This window comes from Stenotrophomonas sp. TWI602 (genome assembly GCF_039674045.1).
Classification (GTDB): Bacteria; Pseudomonadota; Gammaproteobacteria; order Xanthomonadales; family Xanthomonadaceae; genus Stenotrophomonas.
Map to the genome: position 1 here is coordinate 176,699 of NZ_JBDJMT010000005.1, position 19,352 is coordinate 196,050.

Below are 19,352 nucleotides of genomic sequence, written 5' to 3' on the forward strand. Positions count from 1 at the left end.
CTGTGCCGGCGTCGCGCCGGGCACTCACCTGTACAGGATAAAGCATTGAACGTGATCTCCCCTGAAGTCTCCCCGGCCGACGACAGCCTGCAGCGCCTGGAGCAGCTGGCCGACATCTCCCAGCGCCTGCTGGAGCGGGCCAAGGCCCTGGGCGCCAGCCAGGCCGAGGTCAGCTGCAGCGATGAGCGCGGCCTGGATGTGAATGTGCGCCTGGGCGAGGTCGAAACGGTCGAGTCCACCCGCGACCGCGGCATCGCCGTGACCGTCTACTTCGGCCAGCGCAAGGGCAGCGCCAGCACCGCCGACCTGCGCGAGAGCAGCCTGGAGTCGACCGTGGCCCAGGCCTGCGCGATCGCCCGCCACACCGAGGATGATGAGGCGGCCGGCCTGGCCGAGGCGGCCCTGATGGCCCGTGAATTCCCGGATCTGGACGGCTGGCACCCTTGGGAACTCAGCGCCGATGCGGCGCTGGATCTGGCCCTGGCCTGCGAAGCGGCCGGCCGTGAGGCCGACACCCGCATCAGCAATTCCGACGGTGCCTCGGCGGCGACCGCGCAGAGCCTGTCGGTGTATGCCAACTCGCACGGCTTCATCGGCCGCGAGCGCAGCAGCCACCACTCGATCGGCTGCGCGCTGATCGCCGGGCAGGGCGATGGCATGCAGCGCGACGGTTGGTACAGCAGCGCACTGGCCCGCGAAGATCTGGACGATGCCGCCTCGATCGGCCGCCGCGCCGCCGAGCGTACCGTGGCCCGCCTGGACCCGCGCTCGATGACCACGGCGCAGATGCCGGTGCTGTATTCGCCGGAGGTGGCCCGCTCGCTGATCGGCCATCTGCTCGGTGCCGTGTCCGGCGGCGCGTTGTACCGCCGCGCCAGCTTCCTGCTCGACAGCGTCGGCACGCGCCTGTTCCCGGACTGGTTCGGCATCGAAGAGCTGCCGCTGCTGCGCCGTGGGCTGCGCTCGGCAGCCTTCGATGGCGATGGCGTGGCCACCCGCAATTCTGCGCTGATCCGCGATGGCGTGCTGGAGCGCTACATCCTGGGCAGCTACTCGGCACGCAAGCTCGGCCTGCCGACCACCGCCAACGCCGGTGGCGTGCACAACCTCAAGGTCACCGCCAACGCGGGTGATCTGGTCTCCATTGCCCGGCAGATGGGCAATGGACTGCTGGTCACCGAACTGATGGGGCAGGGCGTCAACAGCGTCACCGGTGATTACTCGCGTGGTGCCGGCGGTTTCCGCGTGGAGAACGGCGAGATCAGCTACCCGGTGGACGGCATCACCATTGCCGGCAACCTCAAGGACATGTTCGCCAGCATCGAAGCGGTGGGCACCGACATCGACACGCGCTCGCACGTGCACACCGGTTCGATCCTTGTAGGACGAATGACCGTTGCCGGTAACGATTGACGTATTCTATGGAGGCTGCCCTGGCAGGCGGGGAGCCTGCCGCGTGCAATACCCATTACCTCGAACAAGGAGTTTCACGTGAGCGATTTCGATAACGTCACCACCCCGCCGCCGCCGGTGAGCGCACCGGCCCCGGCCGAACAGCGCACCATGGCCCTGGTGGCCCACCTGCTGGGTATCTTCACCTGGTTCCTCGGCCCGCTGATCATCTGGCTGATCAACAAAGACGACAGCAGCAAGCGCTTCGTCACCGATCAGGCCAAGGAAGCGTTGAACTTCCAGATCACGATCACCATCGCGATGCTGATCTGCATCGTGCTGACCATCGTCATCATCGGTGGCCTGCTGGCACCGATCGTCGGCCTGCTCAACGTGATCTTCTGCATCATCGCAGCGGTCAAGGCCAACAACGGCGAAGCCTACCGCTACCCGTTCGCACTGCGCCTGATCAAGTAATCGATCCGCAGCGCTGGAACGAAAAAACGCCCGGGATTCCCGGGCGTTTTTTTGTGTGCTGGCGCTGTAGAGCCACGCCATGCGTGGCTGACTGCACTATCGCTCAGTGATCCCGCTCAACCGCCAGCTTGGCCAGCGCACGTAGTGCATCGGCCGCGTCGTCATAGCCGGCCAGACCGTCGAACATCTGCTCGCTCAGCGTGCGCAGATGCGCCTTGGCACCGTCCATGCCCAGCAGCGCCGGGAAGGTCGATTTGGCCTGTGCTTCGTCCTTGCCGGCGGTCTTGCCGAGCTGTTCGGAACTGGCTTCGACATCGAGGATGTCATCGCGCACCTGGAAGGCCAGGCCCAGTGCCGAGGCCACCGTATCCAGCGTCGCCAGATCTGCCGCGGGTGCCTGGCCACACAGCGCGCCCATGCGCACCGCGGCGCGGATCAGCGCGCCGGTCTTGAGCGCATGCATGCGTTCCAGCGCCTGCAACGGCTGCTGATGGCCAGTGGCGTCGATATCCAAGGCCTGGCCGCCGCACATGCCGGCCGCGCCGGAGGCGTGCGCCAGGGTCTGCAGGCAATCCACGCGCAGCTGCGCTGGCAACGCCGCGTCGGCGATCAGGCTGAACGCGCGCGTCTGCAGGGCATCGCCGGCGAGGATCGCGGTGGCTTCATCGAAGGCGATATGCGTGGTCGGCCGGCCGCGCCGCAAGGCGTCATCGTCCATCGCCGGCAGATCATCGTGCACCAGCGAATACGCATGGATCAGCTCCACCGCCATTGCAGGTGCATCCAGTGCGTTTTCGTCGGCGCCGAAGATCCGGCCGCCGGCATACACCAGCAACGGCCGCATGCGCTTGCCACCCCCGAGCACCGCATAACGCATCGCCTGATGCAGCCCGCGCGGGGCATCGGACGGGGAAGGCAGGCTGGCGTCGAGTTCGCTTTCGATACGGTCGCGCCAACGCGCGAACGTGGCCTCAACCGTCATGGCTGGGCGGGTCGAACGGTACGGCGGTGTCGGGCTGGGCCGGATCGCTGAGCAGGCGCACGCGCAGTTCGGCCTGTTCCAGCGCCTGCTGGCACTGGCGGTACAGGCCGACGCCACGTTCGTAGGCGCTGAGCGATTGTTCCAGGCTCATTTCGCCGGTTTCCATCTTCTCCACCAGCTGCTCAAGCTCTTCCAGCGACTGCTCGAAGTGGGCGACCGGGGAGGTTTCATTGGGGGACTTCTTTGCCATGCGCCAAGTGTGGGCTGCTGGCCCGGCGGGGTCAATTCACGCCGCGCCCGGGGTCCACTGCAACTGCGCATGATGGGCCTGCAACCACGGTTGCAATGCCGCCCCGATTACCCGGTCGCCTGCGGCCAGCAGGGTGTCTTCGTCGAACAGGAGCGGCAGCTGACGGCGCTGCCACGGCGGCAGGCCCTGCTGTTGCAGCAGGTCCTTGAGCGCATGGGAATGTGTGCGCCCGGGCAGCTGGATGCGTTCGCCGCCGCGGCGCGCGCGGATCTGCACGGGGCTATCGAAACCGGCGTCCGTGCCGAGCAGGTGCAGCTCGCCCCCATCGGGCAATGCCAGCGGCGCGCGGCCATCCCAATGCACGCTCCAGTCGGCTGGCAGGGCCAGGCTGGCCGAGAGCAGGTGCAGCTGCCCGCGCCAACGGCGGATACGCGCACCCTGCCAGGCGAACTGGGCATCGGCATGGTGCGCAGCCGGCAACAGTTCGCGCTCGACCGCCTCGACCCCGGCGGCTGGCAGCGGTGGCAGGCCACTGCCGCGCACCCAATGGCGCAGCAGGCGCGCACGTCGTTCCACCGGCTGGCGCATCAGCCGCGCGCAGTCGATCACGCCGGGGCCGACGCTGCAGCGTTCCAGCGCGTCGCGGTCGGCACTGTCGAGCAGATGTTGGGACTGCGCGCACAACGCCGCGCTGCGCGCGAAGGCGGCATCGGCCTGCGCCCAGCGCTGGCGAAGCTGCGGCAGTACCTGCAGGCGCAGGAAATTGCGGTCGGCATCGTCACTGGCGTTGCTGGGGTCTTCGATCCACTCCAGGCCTTCGGCCTGGGCATGCGCACGCAGGGTGCTGCGCGGAACCTCCAGCAACGGCCGCCATACGGTGCCGGCACCAAATGCGCTGGTGACCTGCATGGACGCCAATCCATCCACCCCGGAGCCACGCAGCGCCCGCAGCAGGAAGGTCTCGGCCTGGTCGTCGCGATGGTGGGCCAGCGCCAACTGTTCGCCCGGAAGCAGCTGCGAGGCGAACGCCTCACGGCGTGCATGCCGCGCGGCAGCTTCCGGCCCCTGTCCCTGGTTGCGTTGCACCTGGACACGGAGCACCCGCAGCGGAATGTTCCAGCGCGCACACACCTGCGTGCAGTGCACGGTCCAGGCATCGGCCTGCTCCTGCAGGCCATGATGGACATGGATGGCGCGCAGCCCCGCGGTGCGCTGGGCCGCCGAGGTGGCCAGCCAGTGCAGCAGGACGGTCGAATCGAGCCCGCCGCTGAAGCCCACCAGCACGGGGCGGACGACAGAGGGCGGTGGCGGCAGCAGGGACGTCATGGGCAGTGCGATCTCAGGCAGACCGGCAGTATCGGTGCTGCGTGGCAACGATGCCACGCGCGGGGATCACGGCGCGTCGGCATCCATCGCCGGACGCCCCTGCCGATCGATGCGGTACCAGGTGCCACCGACCATCGCAATGTGGCCATGATCGTCCGGCGTGCCTGGTCGGCAGCCTTGGCAGACCCGGGCCACCCCGTCATCGAACGCCCAGCCGAAATCGAAGGTCGCCGGGAACACCTGGCGCAGCTGGGTATCGAAGTAGCCGATGCGCGCGCCCACGCGGCCGCGCACCAGCCCTTCCACCACGTAGTCCGGGCCGTTGTCGAAGGTGATCACCGGCAGTTGCCGACCGTCGGCACGGACATAGTGGAATCCGCCGCCGGCATAAACGGCAGCCAACCCGTCCTGGTCGTAGGGCAACGCCGCCAGCGCCGTGGCATCCAGCGCCAGACGCCCATCGCGCCACTGGCAACCGGCCAGCGGTTGCAGGCCATCTTCCTCGGTAAGCACGGTGCACGCGCTGCCGGTGCCCCCCCACGCCATGGCGGAGGCCAGCAGGCCGGCTGCCAGCAGCAGGAGCCGCACGTAGCGGCCCCTCTTCGTCGTGTTGCAGGTCGGCAGACGCATTACTTGCTGTCGCCGGCCTGGCGCTCGAACGCGGTCGGCTTGGGCAGCTCGACCGGCACGCCCTTGGCGTCGCAGGTGCCGGCCTCGCACAGGCGCTGGCGCAGGCGCGGGGTGGCCTGCACGATCATGTGGTAGATCGCGTTCTGCTCCATCGTGCCGCGCACTGCCTTGCTGCCCGGGCCACGTGCCCAGATGCCGACGTCTTCGCCGCCATGCGATTCGCTCTTGGCGGGTACCAGCGCTTCCTGCATGTAATCAGGATGCTCGGTATCCACCGCGGTCAGGTCCGGCCGGCCGGTGCTCGGATCGAAGCTGCTCGGGTTGTGCGGGTACCGTTTCGGGCCGACCGGCTGCTGGTTGGTGGCACCGGTGTAGCCAGGGCCGTTGGCGTAGGTCAGGGTGGTGTAGGGCAGGCCCAGGCCATCGCGGGCCAGGTCCAGCTTGCCGGCACCGTCTTCGCCGCCCTTGTCCTTGACCTTGCCCAGGATCGGGTTGCCACGTGCCGGGTAACCGACGAAGTTCAGCGTGTGCGAATGGTCGGCGGTGACGATGATCAGCGTGTCCTGGTCGGAGGTCGCCTCGACGGCCGCGCGCACCGCATCGGACATCGCCACCGTATCGGTCAGTGCGCGGTAGGCGTTGCCGCTGTGGTTGGCGTGATCGATGCGCGCGCCTTCCACCATCAGCACGTAGCCTTCCTGGTGGCGCGACAGGTTGGCGATCGCCGCCTGGGTCAGCTCGGCCAGGCTCGGCTCACCGGCCGGGTCGTCCTTGCGCTCGGCCTCGTAACGCATGTGGTCCGGCTCGAACAGGCCGAGGATCGCCGGGGCGTTCGCGGCGGCCTGCAGCTGTCTGGCGTTCCACACATAGGCACCCTGCGGGTGCGCCTGCTGCCACTCGGTCACCAGGCTGCGCCCGTCCAGGCGCTGGCCGACCTTGTCGTCATACTCCGGATCGCGTTCTTCGACCGTGGTGAATTCACCGCGGCCGCCGCCGAGGGCGACCAGCGGGCCGCGCCCGAAGCGCGAGGTCGACAACAGCTGCTGGGCGAAATCGCGGCAGCCGGCGGCCTTGGCCTCGTCCGGCACGTCGGTGTCGTTTTCCCAGTTGCGCTCCGGCGAGTGTGCATAGGTCGCCGCCGGGGTGGCATGGGTCAGGCGCGCGGTGGAGACCACCCCGGTCGCCATGCCGGCGCTGTCAGCCAGCTGCAGCCAGGTCAGCAGCCCCTTGTTCAGGCTGTCGGCGCAGTCGTTGCGGGTGCCCGCACTGACGCCGATCGCGCCCATGTGGGTCTTCACGCCGGTGGTGATCGCGGTCATGGTGCCGGCCGAATCCGGCGTCTGCGAATCGGTGTTGTAGGTCTTGCTGAACGCCGTGGCCGGGAAGCGCTCCCAGGACAACAGGTTCTCCTCGCCCGGATGCCCGTTGCGCTGCCCCTCGAAGATGCGCGCCGCGGCCACCGTGGTCAGGCTCATGCCGTCACCCAGGAACAGGATGACGTTCTTGGCCTTGCCGTCCATCGCACCTGTGCTGGCCGCGCGCGCCGCACCGCTGCGGTACCACCACTGCGGGGTCTCCCCGGCGGGGTGGGCAATGGCCGGCACATCGACCTGGACCGCGCCGGCAGAGGCGCTGGAGGAGGGAGCGGTAGTGGCGCAGGCGCCAAGCAGCAGGGTGGTGACGGCAGCCACCAGAGGCGTGAAACGGGACATGGATGAATGCATCTCACATGTGAAACGGGCGTTCATTATGCAGAACGCCGCAAGGCACGCCGATGACACGCTGATTTTCCGTGTACGCCTCGTGCCACGGCCCCGCTTGGGCTAAGGTGCCTAGCTGTCAAATCATCTCTGGAACGCACATGAAGCTGGTCTCTGCCTGGCTGCGGATCCCCTTCTGGCAACGGGTCCTCGGCGGCTTCGTGCTGGGCGCACTGGCCGGCTGGCTGCTCGGCCCGGCGGCCGAAACCTGGTTCGGCCCGCTCGGCGATCTCTACGTCACCCTGATCAAGATGATCGCGGTGCCGCTGGTGTTCTTCGCCGTGATCAACGCCATTTCCTCGCTGCACGGGCAGAAGTCCGTGGCGGCGCTGGGCGGGCGCACCTTCCTGTGGTTCATCATCACCGCTGCCCTGGCCGTGTGCGTGGGCCTGGGTGTCGGCACCCTCATGCAGCCGGGCAGCGGCGCGCTCAGCCTGAGCATGGACCACGGCTACACCCCGCGCGAAGTACCCAGCGTGATCAAGGTGCTGATGGATGTCGTGCCCTCCAACGTCTTCTACGCGTTGACCGGCATCGGCACCCGCATCAATGGCGCCGGTGAAACCGTGCTGGCCGCGGGCCGCGGCTCGATCCTCCCGGTGATCTTCTTCGCCGGCCTGCTCGGCTTTGCCATGGTCAAGCTCGGCGACAAGGTCAGCGAGGCACGCAAGCTGACCGGGCAGATGAGCGAGATCATGATCCAGGTGACCCGCTTCGTGCTGGAGATCACCCCGCTGGGCACCTTCGGCCTGATCGCCGGCCTGGTCGGCAGCTACGGCTTTGAGAAACTGCTGCCGCTCGGCAACTTCGTGCTCGCCCTGTACATCGCCTGCGCCCTGCACATCGTCGTGGTCTACGGCAGCCTGCTGCTCATGCACGGCCTGAACCCGCTCAAGTTCTTCCGCGGCGCCGCCCCCGGCATGCAGGTCGCCTTCGTCAGCTCTTCCAGCTTCGCCGCCATGCCCGCCGCGATGCGCTCGATCACCCACAACCTCGGCGTCAACAAGGACTACGCCTCCTTCGCCGTCCCCCTCGGCGCCAGCATCAAGATGGACGGCTGCGGGGCGATCTATCCGGCCCTGTGCGCCGTCTTCATCGCCCAGTACACCGGCGTGCCGCTCACCTCCGAGCAGTACATCGTGGTCCTGATCGCCTCGGTCCTGGGCAGCTTCGGCACCGCCGGCGTCCCCGGCACCGCCGTCGTGATGGCCACCGTCGTCCTCAGCGCCGCCAATCTCCCGCTGGAAACCATCGGCTACCTCTACGCCATCGACCGCATCCTCGACATGATGCGCACCATGACCAACGTCACCGGCCAGATGCTGGTCCCGGTCATCGTCGCCAAGGAAACCGGCCTGCTCGACCGCGAGATCTACGACAACCCATCCACCAACCTCGGCGTGGATGAAGGCGAAGAACGAACGTCCTGATGCAGGCACGGACGCAGCACCCAAAGACCGGCGAGAGCCGGTCTTTTTTTGCTTGTGTGCAACTGCTTTCGCATCGTCGCTTCTTCCTGCCAAACAGGCAGATGTCTGGCGGGCTGGCGAGGCTTGGCATCGCCGGCCCTCACGACAAAGCGACTGGCTGAGGCTTTACAAGCAAACCCGGGTCGAGCCTGAATCCGCACCGTAACCCCCTGTATCACCCGGTGTAACACCCGTGATACACCCGCACCCCGCTTGACTCTCAGCGCAACGCCGTCCATCGCCAAACCTATTCATACGCACAAACGCTAACGCCGCTGTAACAGCAATGTTGCGTGCGATTAACCCGCGCCGCAGGAAAACCCCGGAAACACGGCCATTGGGAACTTGGCACGAATGCTGCTCCAACCCTCCGCATGTAATCGGGAGGTCGCCATGGACAGCGTTGCCGCACACCGCACACGACACACCACACTCTGGCTGCTCGCCGCCGCACTCATCCTGCCGGCCGCCGCCAACGCCTCCGGCGCACGCCAGGGCGTCAAAGCACAACCCGGCGAAATCGTCCTCCTGCGTGACGTCTCCACACGGCCTGCGTACCGTCCTGCGCCCCCCGGCATGGCGCTTATCGCAGACCCCTCACCGCGCCGCGAAATCGGCCATGCCCTCGGCACCTCCACCGGCATGGATGAACTCAGCGATGACGATTACGCCTCGCTGGGCTCCAACACCGGCGCCGGCATTCCCCGCAACGCCACCACCATCGAACGCGTCACCGGCCATACGGTCAACGGCACGCTCGGCAAAGTGACCGACAGCGGCATGCTCTCCAGCGGCCAGTTCAGCAACACCATCGGCGGCCCCATGGGCGCCGTCGGCAACGCCACCCGCGGCATTGGCGACCAGGTGCGTGGCGCACTCGCCCAGTTCCCGCTCGGCCAGCCTGCGGGCGGGCCCGGCAAATGAACACCGTCCTGCGCATGGCACTGTTGACCAGCCTGGTGCTGGCTCCCTGGGCTGCACACGCCCAGCAGGGCAACGACTACGCCGCGATGCTCTCCTATCTCAACCAGAGCCGCATCGACGGCCGCACCCTGGCCGGCGCCGATGGCGCCATCACCGTCAACATGGCTGCCGGTGACCTGAACCAGCAGGCCAACCTGATGGGCATCGCCAACGGCCGCAACGCCCATATCCAGGTGGATGCACGCCAGCAGCAGTCCAACAACGTCAGCCTCGGCGACACCGCCATGGACGCCAGCGCCACGCTCGGTGGCCAGGCACTGAACGGCGCCAGTGGCGTCGCATCGATCAACCAGGCCAGCGGCAATGGCAACGCGACGCTCAACGTCGTCACCGCCACGCTGGCGCAACAGGGCATACGCGAAACGAACGACGAGGCTTTGGCCGCGTCGGGCGCACTCGCGTCAGCAGGGGGGCAGGGGGCCGTCAACAGCGGTCGGTCGGCCGGAACTCGCAGGGTGGCGGTCGAAGCCTCCGCGCTGCAGGGATTCGACGGCGTCCTGCAACTCAATCAGATCGCGGGATCCGGCAACGCCACCGCAAACCAACTGAGCATTTCGGTGCAGTCCACCCCGTGAGTAGTCACATCCACCCGATTGTCTGTGATGAGAGAGAGGGCACCATGAACACCAACATGAAACGGACCGTACTGGCCATCGCCGTCGCCGCTGCATCCGCCTCCGCCGGCGCCAATGGCTGGGGCAATGACCGCGACAACCAGAACCAGAGCGCCAACATCAACCACCTGCACAACGTGGCTGAAACGCGCACCAATACCAACACCGATACCAACACCGAAACCAATACCACCACCAACACCGATACCGATTCGCGCACCTGGAACCGGACCTGGAACAACACCCGCAACAACAACAGCACCACCAACACCACCATCAACGACAACGTGACGAGCAACACCAACGTCACCAGCAACCGCGACGTGACCAGCAACCGCAACGTCACCGAGAACGTCAACAAGACCAGCAACATCCAGGCCGACGAACGCCAGGAAAAGAACAATCACGGCGTTGACGTGAACATCGAAAAGGACCTGCGCCTGAGCTCGGACATCAGCTTCTCGGGTGATCCGGAAATCACCGGTTCGATCGACATCGATTCGGCCGCCATCGCCGTCATCGACAACCGCCAGTCGGTCACCAACAATCTGGCCGGCAACACCCTGGTGACCAACAGCGCCTCGATCGCCGACGACGTCGGTGCCGATGCCTCGGGCAACCTGGGCTTCAACGTCGCCGCCGGTGACAACAACGCCCAGGACAATGCGGCGTCGCTGTCCGCGGCCGATGCGTCCTTCAGCTTCGGCATGGCCGATGCGGAAGTCTTCGTCAACCAGTTCGGCGGTGGCAACACCACCCTCAACTCCGGCGTGACCAACGCCGCGGGCCTGGGTGGCAATGCCTTCAGCGGCGCGTCCGGCAACATCGGTGCCAACGTCGCCTCGGGCAACAACAACGAGCAGAAGAACGCGCTCGCCGCCTCGGTCGCCACCAGCGCCTATGCGACCTCGAGCATCAGCTCCAACCAGGTGTCCTCCGGCAACACCGTCAGCAACGCCGGCTACCTGCAGTCGATGACCGACACCGTGGACGTGAACCTGAGTGGTCGCGTTGCCGGTGCCACATTGGCCGTGGGTGCGGGCCGTTACAGCGGCACGGGTAGTGCCTACCAGAAAGACAACTACTACCTGGATACCTGGAGCGGCGCGCTGGATCACCCGAGCGGCAGCGAAACCGGTCATATCGACATGGATAGCGATATCCAGAATGCCACCGCCAACCCGAATCGTCCGGGCGTGGGCGGCATCGCGTTCGATACCGATGAGCGCGGCACCAGCCAGTTCGTTGAACTGGGCGTGGCCGATCTCTACGCGAGCCTGAGCGGCACCGTCTCCACCACCCGTTGGGTGAACGTGGATGCGACCAACACCGCGGCGCTGTCCGGCAGTGCGTTCTCCGGCGCCTCCGGCAACATCGGGGTGAACGTGGCCTCCGGTACCGGCAACCTGCAGGCCAACAGTCTGGCCCTGGCGGTTGCGCAGCCCTCCACCGGCGGCGGTGGCGGTGGCGGCGGTCCGGAACAGTAAGGTTGTCCGTTTTCGCAAGCAGTACGCGTTGAGCGCAACAAACCCGGTCATCCGCCAATGACCGGGCTCCCCGGGAGCCCCTGTCCCTTCTCCCCCTTGGGGCAGGGGCTCCTTCCTGAGCCGGAGTACTACATGTCCAGTCGTATGCGCACGTGGATGCTGGTGTGGGCCTTGTCGGTGCTGATGATGCCGATGGGCATCGTGCGTGCCGGCGACGTCGGCTTCAGTGGTGTGCTGCCCAACGGGGCGGTCCTCACCCAGCGCGTGGAAAGCATGCAGGAACGGCGCTTCCGCAATGTCGTACGGCAACACACCGATTACAGCTGTGGCGCAGCTGCCCTGGCCACGATCCTGCGCTATGCCTACCACCTGGAGGCCGATGAGAGCACGGTGATCGAAGGGATGATGGGGGTCTCGGATCCACAACTGGTCCACCAGCGCGGTTTCTCGCTGCTGGACATCAAGCGTTACGTCGAATCGATGGGCATGCGTGGGCGCGGCTACCGCGTCAATGAAGAGCGCCTGCGCTCACTGCGCGTGCCCGGGCTGGTGCTGATGGATGTGCGGGGCTTCCGCCACTTCGTGGTCCTCAAACAGGTCCGTGGCGATCTGGTGGATGTGGCCGACCCGATTCTGGGCAACCGCAGCATTCCCGTCAGCGAATTTCTCCAGGCGTGGCCGTCGCGCGCCGTGTTTGTCGTGATCGGCAGTGACTTCGATCGCAACACGGCGTTGCTGCAGCCCGGTGAACGGCCGAGTGCCCGTTCGCTGTACGCCAGGCAGGGGCCGATCACCGATGCGGAACTGGTCGATTTCGGATTCACCCATGCCGATCTGTTTTAAGGAGGCACCATGAACATCGCAACCTGGACGCCCGGCATCGTGTTGCTCGCCCTGCTGGGCATTGCGCCGGCGCATGCCGACGAGAGCCGGCCCGGCAAGGGATTGAGCGAAATCCCCGATCCGGAATTGAACCTCATGCGGGGCCGCTACACCGTCGGTGGCAACACCGTGGCGTGGTTCGGCGTCACCATGGTCTCGCAATGGCAGACCGCCGGCGGGCAGTCGGCACAGAGTGCGCTGAAGCTGGGCATGGACTTCAGCCACGGCGGCAGCACACCGAAGATCAGCTTCGCACCGAGCGTGAGTGTGACCGCTGCCGATGCGCCGCTGCCGGTGACACCGGGGCGCAGTGTGGACTCCAGTGGCCTGCAGAACGTGGCTGGCCTGAGTCAGAGCATCCAGGTGGCCGGCGATGGCAACCTGGCCAGCAACGCCACCCAGCTGAGCGTGCGCGATGGCGTGGCACCCACGCCCACCGGCGAAGGGGTGAACCTGGCCAGCGTGCAGCAGGGCGGTGTCAGTGCGCTGGCCCAGCTGGATGGCAACACGGCCAAGGTGCAGTTGCAGATCGAGGGTGTCGGTGCGGTCCAGCAATGGATCCGCAATGGCAGCGTCGGCCAGAGCATCGCGCTGGGCAGTGATGGGCAGTCGGTCACCAACCGGCTGCAGATCGACCTCGTGAGGCAATCGCTGGCCAACAACGTTCCGCTCAACCAGAACGTGGCGCAGGCGATGACGCTGGTACGCGGCGTAGGCATGGGGCCGGGCCAGTGATCCATCGGCCCGGCAGGGGGAGCGACAACACAACAGTGGGCCAAGGCAATGCACACGATGATCCGCGCAACACCGCTGGCGCTGGCGGCGCTGGCACTCATGGCGGCTGCGTCCGCCCAGGCACAGGCACAACAGCCGGCGCCCGATGACGCAGCCGACGTCAAGGCCTTGATGGCGCAGCTGGAAAGCCTGAAAGCCAATTACGCGCAGGAAGTACGGCGCCTGCGCGAGCTGGACATGCAGGTGCAGGCCATGCAGGCGCGGCTGACCGGCAAGACCGCGCCCGTCGCCGGTGCCGCACCTCCACCTCAACAGGCCTTGCCGGCTGGCACGCCCGCAGCGCCGGCCAGCGCCGACGGTTACGCCAGCTCGGCGGCCGAAGCGCAGCAGGCCAAACAGGAATCGCGGCGCAGCGTGGATGACGTCAAACAACAGCAGGCTGCGCTGTTCAGTCGCCGCTTCACGATCGAAAACAGCCTGTCCTACGCGCGCTATGACCGCAAGCAGCTCAGCCTCAACGGCTTCCTGGCGCTGGACGCGATCTTCCTGGGCAACATCGCCATCGAGAACGTCGAGTCGGACACGCTGACCTACAACCTGGCCGCGCGCTGGGGTGTCAGTCCGCGCCTTACCTTGAACCTGGATGTGCCCTACCTGGCTCGCAAGACCGTGTTCCAGAAGGGCGGCGCCGGCGGATCTGCCGCGGCCATCGCGCAGGAAGAGACGACCGGCAACGGCATCGGCGATGTTGGCGTGAGCGCCAACTACCGGCTGTTCGCCGAGCGGGGGCGGCTGCCGGAAACCGTGTTGACCGTGGGCGCGACCGCGCCGACCGGGCGTGCGCCGTATGGGCTGGACTGGAAGGTGCTCGAGCGCGATGACGATGACTTCATCCGCTTCGCCGTGCCCGAGCAGCAGCCCACCGGCAACGGGGTGTGGCAGGCCAACGTCGGGCTTTCCGCAGTGAAGACCGCCGATCCGGCGATCCTGTTCGCCAACATCGGTTACATCCATTCCTTCCCGCGCAGCTTCGATGACATCGACGCCAACCCGGATACCACCAACCCGGGGGATGTGAAGCTGGGCGGCTCGTACTACTTCGGTGCCGGCGTGGCGTTCGCCTTCAACGAGCGCACCAGCCTGAGCATCTCCTTCAGCGACAAGCTGAGCGCGCGCGCGTCCACGCGCTACAAGAACGGCCAGTGGCTGAAGGTGATCGGCAGTGACGCCAACGCGGGCACGCTGAACCTGGGCATCACCTACGCCCTCAACCAGAAGACCACCTTGGTGAGCCTGCTGGGTATCGGCCTGACCCCGGATGCACCGGACTTCACTCTGGCGTTCAAGGTGCCGTACAGCTTGTAGGCGCGCTGCGGAGGCTGCGACGCCACCGCTGAAGGTCAGCGCAGTTCGGGAAGCGCCAGCTGGTGCTTGCGGCACAGCCGGTAAACGGTCACCCGCGAGACCTGCATGTGGCGGGCGCAGGCGGTGATGTTGAAGTCGTTCTGGCGCAGGGCATGCAGCAGGGTTTCGCGTTCGGCGACCTGCTTTGCGCCGTGCAGGCCGTGCGCGGTGATGGGCAGCAGCGGCTGGCTCAACTCCAGATCCGCGGCGGTGATCAGTTCGGCATCGCTGACGATCGCTGCACGCTGCACCCGGTTGAGCAGCTCGCGCACATTGCCCGGCCATGCAAAGCGCTCCAGCGCCTGGACGGCATCGGCGGTGAAGCCGCGCGCCCGGGTGACGTGGCGATGCCGGAAGCTGGCGAGAAAATGGTGGGCCAGCATCGCGATATCCGTGCCGCGCTCGCGCAGCGGTGGCAGGGGTAGGCGCAGCACGTTGAGCCGATAGAACAGATCGCGCCGGAAGTGGCCCTGTTCGACCGCGGCTTCAAGATCGACGTGGGTGGCGGCCAACACACGCACATCCACCGCCAGCGGCCGGTTGCTGCCGACGCGTTCGACGGTGCCTTCCTGCAGTACACGCAGCAGATTGGTCTGCGCATCCAGCGGCAGGTCGCCGATCTCGTCCAGGAATACGGTGCCGCCACTGGCCGATTCGAACAGGCCCAGGCGCCGCGTTGCCGCACCGGTGAAGGCGCCCCGCTCGTGGCCGAACAGCTCGGACTGGACCAGCGCGGCCGGGATGGCGCCGCAGTTCACCGCCAGGAAGGGACGCGCGTGGCGCGCGGACAGTGCGTGCAGCGCCTGCGCCGCGAGTTCCTTGCCGGTGCCGGTTTCGCCGGTGATCAGTACCGGCAGGTCTACCGGTGCGTACTTGCGGATGGCCGCGCGGGTGACCTGCAGGACCGCGCTGTCGCCGATCAGGGACTGCGGGCCATGGGGCGCGGGCAGGGGGGCGGCGCCCGCCAGCTGCTGCAGTCGCTGTACGACGCGCGGCAGATCGATCGGGGCGGTATAGGTATCCACACAGGCGGCAAGCAGCGCATCCAGCACCGGCGAGGCGCGCAGCGGAGCCGCCGGCAACAACGCCAGCAGGCTCATGTGGCGGTGGTCGACCAGCAGCTGCTGCAGGTGGGCCAGATTGGCCGGGACCACGGTACGCAGGTCCAGCAGGCCGACGACCTGGTCGCTGCCGCGCATGCCGATGCCGGCGCACTGCTCGGGGGCGACGCCGCGCACCTGCCAGCCGGCCGCAGCCAGCGTCGCGCGTTCAAGCGCGAGGGGTTGCCCAAACCAGATCACACACCGGGCAGGAAAATCGGGGACAGCCGCCATGCGTCACCTTGTCGACGAGGATCACGGGCGGTGTCTGCTGCCTGATCGGTTGCCCAGGACGTGCCGCCCCACGTCCGGGTCCGTCCCCCGCCGCGGCGCGCGTGCGCCGGGCGTGTCGCCCGCTGGAAAACAGGCGGTGACAGAGAAAGGAACGCGGGTTGGGCCGGTCAGCGGCCATCGCCGGGCCCAACAAAAAAGGCCGCTGCAGGGCAGCGGCCTTCGATCCATCCGTTCAGCAGGGCCCGTCAGAGATCGACGCGGCGGGCCTGCATGAACTTGCCGCCCCAGTAGCCGCTGACCAGGCTGTCGACGCGGACGTCCTTGCCGGTGCTCGGGGCATGCAGGAAGCGACCTTCGCCGACATAGATGCCGACGTGGTCGACCCGGCCCTTGCGGCCGAAGAACACCAGGTCGCCAGCCGCCAGGGCGTTGCGGTCATTGATCAGTTCGGCAGCGCCGTCATGGGCCATCTCGCGCGACACGCGCGGCAGCTCCACGCCCAGCGCGGTACGGAACACATAGCCGACCAGGCCGCTGCAGTCGAAACCACTGTCCGGCGAGGTGCCACCCCAGCGGTACGGGGTGCCGAGCAGGGTCATCGCACGGCGCAGCAGGGACTGGACCTTGCCGTTTTCGGCGGCGTCGCCGGCCACGGTAATGGCGCCGGTGCTGGCGTCGTAGTTGGCGAGCAGGCGGCTCAGGTCACCGGCGAACATCGCCGAGCGATCCATGAGCGGGATGGTGTCGTTGGCCGCCAGGTGCGGAAGCAGGGCGGCGAGGGTGGCGCTGGCAGCGGCATCAGCCTTGCTGCGGGCCGGCGCATCAGCCTTGGGCTTGGCCGGCGCGGAAGAATCGGGGGTGACAGTGACGGGGGGGGCAGCAACCTCGGGAGCGGTCGTCGGTGCGGACTGCGCCCAGGCCGGAAGGCTGGCCAGGCAGAGTGCTGCAGCGAGGAAAGCGGGGCGGGCGCGTCGCCGGGTGGCGGCGGTCTGGCCTTTGCACGTCAGGTCGTCTGTCGTCACGCGGCGGTCACTGAATAAAAACGATGGGTGATGATGCCGTGTAAGCGCAGTGATTAGGTACAAATTCCGTTAATTTTTCGTTTACAGCTATGTGATGTACGTCACAAATGTGGACCTTACCCCTGTTCAGCTTAGTTAAGGACGCGTTTCGCCCCGGTGTAGTGGTCCTTCCAATAGGGACCGCCGAGCGAGTCCAGACGGACCGTGCCGCCGGTGCTGGGGGCGTGCACGAAGCGGCCTTCACCGACATAGATGCCGACATGGAAGACGTTGCCCTTGTTGCCGAAAAACACCAGATCGCCCGGCGCCAGGCGCTTGGGATCGATCTTCGGCCCCTGCACGGCGGCCAGATCGCGCGAGGTGCGCGGCAGCCGCAGATCGAGCATCTCGCGATAGACGTAGGCGACCAGGCCGCTGCAGTCGAAGCCGGATTCCGGGGTGTTGCCGCCGTAACGGTACGGCGTGCCCACCAGTCCGATCGCGCGCATCAGCACCGCGTTGGCCGCCTGCGGGTCGTTCGGGGTCACGCTGGGCCAGACCTGGGTGGAGGCGGGCGGTGGGGCCGGGCGGGTGGTCTTGCCGCCGCCACAGGCGCTCAGCAGGGCGATGATCGCCAGCAGGGCCAGGCGGCCGGGCAGGCGGGTCAGGCGCGAAACTGGCGTCATGTGCATGTTGTCCGGATAATGCGCGACCTTAGAAGGCCGTCATGATGGCGGCGTATCCGGCAGGCCACAACCCGCCTCACCCGTCTGCCCTCGGCAGTCTCCAGACCAGAGTTGCGCATGAAGATCGAAAAAGACCGCGTCGTCCGTTTCCATTACACCGTCGCCGAGCAGGGCCAGGAGCCGATCGAGAGCTCCAAGGACCGTGATCCGCTGGCGATCCTGATCGGCCACGGCAACATCATCCCGGGCCTGGAAAACGCCATGATGGACAAGGAAGCCGGCGCCACTTTCGAAGTGGACGTCAAGGCGACCGATGCCTACGGCGAGCGCCGCGAAGGCCTGACCCAGCGCGTGCCCAAGAAGCACTTCGGCACCAGCAAGCTGGTCCCGGGCCAGCAGGTCGTGCTGCAGACCAACTTCGGCCCGCGCGCGGTCACCGTTGAGAAGGTCGGCATGAGCGTGGTCGATGTCGACCTGAACCACCCGATGGCCGGCAAGGACCTGCACTTCAACGTCGAGATCGTCGACGTGCGCGAAGCCAGCAAGGAAGAAATCGAGCACGGCCACGTGCACGGCGACGGCGGCCACCAGCACTGAGTGCTGCAACCCCTGGTTGATCCAACGGCCCGCTTCGGCGGGCCGTTTTCGTTTGTGCGGCAGGCCCTCGTGCGCACGGCATAATGGCGGCCCTGGTCAGCGGATTGCCTGTGAACGCAGCTTCTTCTCCTTTGCAGCCGGTGAGTGCCCACGAGCGCATCGCCGTCATCGACATCCTGCGCGGGTTCGCGCTGCTTGGCATCCTGCTGATGAACATGGAGGCGTTCAGCGGTCCGCTGGACCTGTCCTTCACCGGCATCGATCCGCATTGGCAGGGCGCGGACTACTGGGCCGATGCGGCCATCTACGTGCTGGTCCAGGGCAAGTTCTTCACCCTGTTCTCGCTGCTGTTCGGCGCGGGGTTCTCGGTCATGGCGCAGCGCGCCGAAGCGGCCGGGCGCGCATTCGCACCGTTCTATCTGCGCCGCAGCGTGGCGCTGCTGCTGATCGGCCTGTGCCACGCGCTGCTGGTGTGGTCCGGCGACATTCTGGTGATCTATGCGTTGATCTCGCTGTTGCTGCTCGCCTGCCGCGAGGCGCCGCGCAGTTGGTTGCCCGCGATGGGCGCGACCAGCTATCTGGGCGCTGCCGCCCTGGTGCTGGTGCTGGGGGCGTTGATGAGCTGGATGGCCAGCATGGAGCACACGCAGGAACCGCTACGCGAGGCCATCGCCCAGGCCCAACGCACGATCGAGCTGCAGCGCCAGGCGTACGCGCATGGCAGCTGGGGGCAGGCGGTGGGACAGCGCCTGCGTGATCTCGGCGCGATGCTGTCGGGCATCTTCGTGATCGGTCCGGAAGTGCTGGGCATGTTCCTGATCGGCAGCTGGTTCGCGCGCAGTGGCGCGCTGGCCGAGCCCGAGCGGTTCGCGCGGCTGTATGCACGGCTGCGCTGGGTCGCGTTGCCGGTCGGGCTGGTGCTGATGCTGGGCAGCGCGATCTGGCACCCCTATCAGGCGCCCGGCACGCTGGACCTGCGCGGCGGCGTGGCGTATGCGGTCAGCGCGCTGGCCGGGCTGCTGATGTGCCTGGGCTATCTGGCCTGGATCGTGCACTGGCGCGCACGCCTGCAGGTGCTGGCGCCAATGGGGCGGATGGCGCTGACCCATTACATCGGCCAGTCGCTGGTCTGTACCTGGGTGTTCTATGGCTATGGACTGGGCGCGTTCGAAACGATGCCGCGCCTGTGGCAGATTCCGTTCGCGCTGGCCCTGTTCGCGCTGCAGGTGGCGATCAGCCATGCGTGGCTGCGGTACTTCCGGTTCGGGCCGCTGGAGTGGATCTGGCGCGCGATGACCTATCTGCAGTGGCCGCCGCTGCGCCGGGCCTGACACGGCGGTGC

Annotated in this window: 19 protein-coding genes; 11 read left to right on the forward strand and 8 right to left on the reverse strand. The window is 67.0% G+C overall.

All coding sequences use genetic code 11. From position 1 onward, the window contains the following. The first annotated feature begins 45 nt into the window (after nt 1-45). A complete protein-coding gene (pmbA, locus tag ABE483_RS08050) occupies nt 46-1,413 on the forward strand; it encodes a metalloprotease PmbA (RefSeq protein WP_313208922.1) in 1,368 nt (455 codons plus the stop codon). Nucleotides 1,414-1,491: 78 nt separating this feature from the next. Further along, nucleotides 1,492-1,869: a DUF4870 domain-containing protein gene (locus tag ABE483_RS08055; protein ID WP_313208923.1), complete on the forward strand. Its 378-nt coding sequence runs from the start codon at nt 1,492-1,494 to the stop codon at nt 1,867-1,869. 103 nt (nt 1,870-1,972) lie between these two features. Here the strand turns inward: ABE483_RS08055 and ABE483_RS08060 are convergent, their stop codons facing one another. The 5 genes from ABE483_RS08060 to ABE483_RS08080 all read right to left on the reverse strand — a co-directional run bounded on the left by ABE483_RS08060 (nt 1,973) and on the right by ABE483_RS08080 (nt 6,769). Further along, nucleotides 1,973-2,851, reverse strand: coding sequence for a farnesyl diphosphate synthase (locus ABE483_RS08060; RefSeq protein WP_346481475.1), 879 nt, complete (start codon nt 2,849-2,851; stop codon nt 1,973-1,975). Beyond that, entirely contained in the window at nt 2,841-3,101 is a 261-nt protein-coding gene (locus ABE483_RS08065; protein WP_019182618.1) for an exodeoxyribonuclease VII small subunit, read from the reverse strand. The genes ABE483_RS08060 and ABE483_RS08065 overlap by 11 nt, the downstream gene beginning before the upstream one ends. A 36-nt stretch (nt 3,102-3,137) precedes the next feature. Next, nucleotides 3,138-4,427 (reverse strand): tRNA lysidine(34) synthetase TilS, encoded by a 1,290-nt coding sequence (gene tilS, locus ABE483_RS08070; protein ID WP_346481476.1) that lies wholly within the window; start codon nt 4,425-4,427, stop codon nt 3,138-3,140. A gap of 66 nt (nt 4,428-4,493) precedes the next feature. Next, nucleotides 4,494-5,057, reverse strand: coding sequence for a WG repeat-containing protein (locus tag ABE483_RS08075; protein WP_313219021.1), 564 nt, complete (start codon nt 5,055-5,057; stop codon nt 4,494-4,496). Continuing rightward, complete coding sequence (locus ABE483_RS08080) at nt 5,057-6,769, reverse strand: alkaline phosphatase (protein ID WP_346481477.1); 1,713 nt, start codon at nt 6,767-6,769, stop codon at nt 5,057-5,059. Before ABE483_RS08080 ends, ABE483_RS08075 begins: the two co-directional genes overlap by 1 nt. Before the next feature lie 149 nt (nt 6,770-6,918). Here ABE483_RS08080 and ABE483_RS08085 point away from each other — a divergent pair, with 149 nt between their 5' ends. From ABE483_RS08085 to ABE483_RS08115, 7 genes are all read left to right on the forward strand, one after another. Then, nucleotides 6,919-8,247 carry a dicarboxylate/amino acid:cation symporter gene (locus ABE483_RS08085; RefSeq protein ID WP_313219019.1) on the forward strand — a complete coding sequence of 443 codons (1,329 nt, stop codon included), beginning with the start codon at nt 6,919-6,921 and terminating at the stop codon, nt 8,245-8,247. 432 nt (nt 8,248-8,679) lie between these two features. Beyond that, a complete protein-coding gene (locus ABE483_RS08090) occupies nt 8,680-9,210 on the forward strand; it encodes a hypothetical protein (protein WP_346481478.1) in 531 nt (176 codons plus the stop codon). After that, complete coding sequence (locus ABE483_RS08095) at nt 9,207-9,845, forward strand: hypothetical protein (protein ID WP_313219018.1); 639 nt, start codon at nt 9,207-9,209, stop codon at nt 9,843-9,845. The genes ABE483_RS08090 and ABE483_RS08095 overlap by 4 nt, the downstream gene beginning before the upstream one ends. A gap of 56 nt (nt 9,846-9,901) precedes the next feature. After that, nucleotides 9,902-11,371, forward strand: a complete 1,470-nt coding sequence (locus ABE483_RS08100; RefSeq protein ID WP_313219016.1) for an adhesin — start codon at nt 9,902-9,904, stop codon at nt 11,369-11,371. 156 nt (nt 11,372-11,527) lie between these two features. After that, nucleotides 11,528-12,214, forward strand: coding sequence for a C39 family peptidase (locus ABE483_RS08105; RefSeq protein WP_313209011.1), 687 nt, complete (start codon nt 11,528-11,530; stop codon nt 12,212-12,214). Between the two features lie 9 nt (nt 12,215-12,223). Beyond that, nucleotides 12,224-12,988 (forward strand): hypothetical protein, encoded by a 765-nt coding sequence (locus ABE483_RS08110; RefSeq protein WP_346481479.1) that lies wholly within the window; start codon nt 12,224-12,226, stop codon nt 12,986-12,988. Nucleotides 12,989-13,036: 48 nt separating this feature from the next. Then, complete coding sequence (locus tag ABE483_RS08115) at nt 13,037-14,353, forward strand: hypothetical protein (RefSeq protein ID WP_121038531.1); 1,317 nt, start codon at nt 13,037-13,039, stop codon at nt 14,351-14,353. 35 nt (nt 14,354-14,388) lie between these two features. Here ABE483_RS08115 and ABE483_RS08120 read toward each other — a convergent pair whose 3' ends face one another. The 3 genes from ABE483_RS08120 to ABE483_RS08130 all read right to left on the reverse strand — a co-directional run bounded on the left by ABE483_RS08120 (nt 14,389) and on the right by ABE483_RS08130 (nt 17,419). Beyond that, nucleotides 14,389-15,726 (reverse strand): sigma-54 dependent transcriptional regulator, encoded by a 1,338-nt coding sequence (locus ABE483_RS08120; RefSeq protein ID WP_346481480.1) that lies wholly within the window; start codon nt 15,724-15,726, stop codon nt 14,389-14,391. A 245-nt stretch (nt 15,727-15,971) separates the two neighbouring features. Then, complete coding sequence (locus tag ABE483_RS08125; protein WP_313209012.1) at nt 15,972-16,733, reverse strand: C40 family peptidase; 762 nt, start codon at nt 16,731-16,733, stop codon at nt 15,972-15,974. A gap of 146 nt (nt 16,734-16,879) precedes the next feature. Continuing rightward, nucleotides 16,880-17,419, reverse strand: a complete 540-nt coding sequence (locus ABE483_RS08130; RefSeq protein WP_346481481.1) for a C40 family peptidase — start codon at nt 17,417-17,419, stop codon at nt 16,880-16,882. Nucleotides 17,420-17,530: 111 nt separating this feature from the next. Between ABE483_RS08130 and ABE483_RS08135 the strand changes: the two genes are divergently transcribed. Together ABE483_RS08135 and ABE483_RS08140 are read left to right on the forward strand one after the other, a co-directional pair. After that, nucleotides 17,531-18,010: a peptidylprolyl isomerase gene (locus ABE483_RS08135; RefSeq protein WP_088433264.1), complete on the forward strand. Its 480-nt coding sequence runs from the start codon at nt 17,531-17,533 to the stop codon at nt 18,008-18,010. A gap of 83 nt (nt 18,011-18,093) precedes the next feature. Beyond that, nucleotides 18,094-19,341, forward strand: coding sequence for a DUF418 domain-containing protein (locus ABE483_RS08140; protein WP_313208935.1), 1,248 nt, complete (start codon nt 18,094-18,096; stop codon nt 19,339-19,341). The last annotated feature ends 11 nt before the right edge of the window (nt 19,342-19,352 follow it).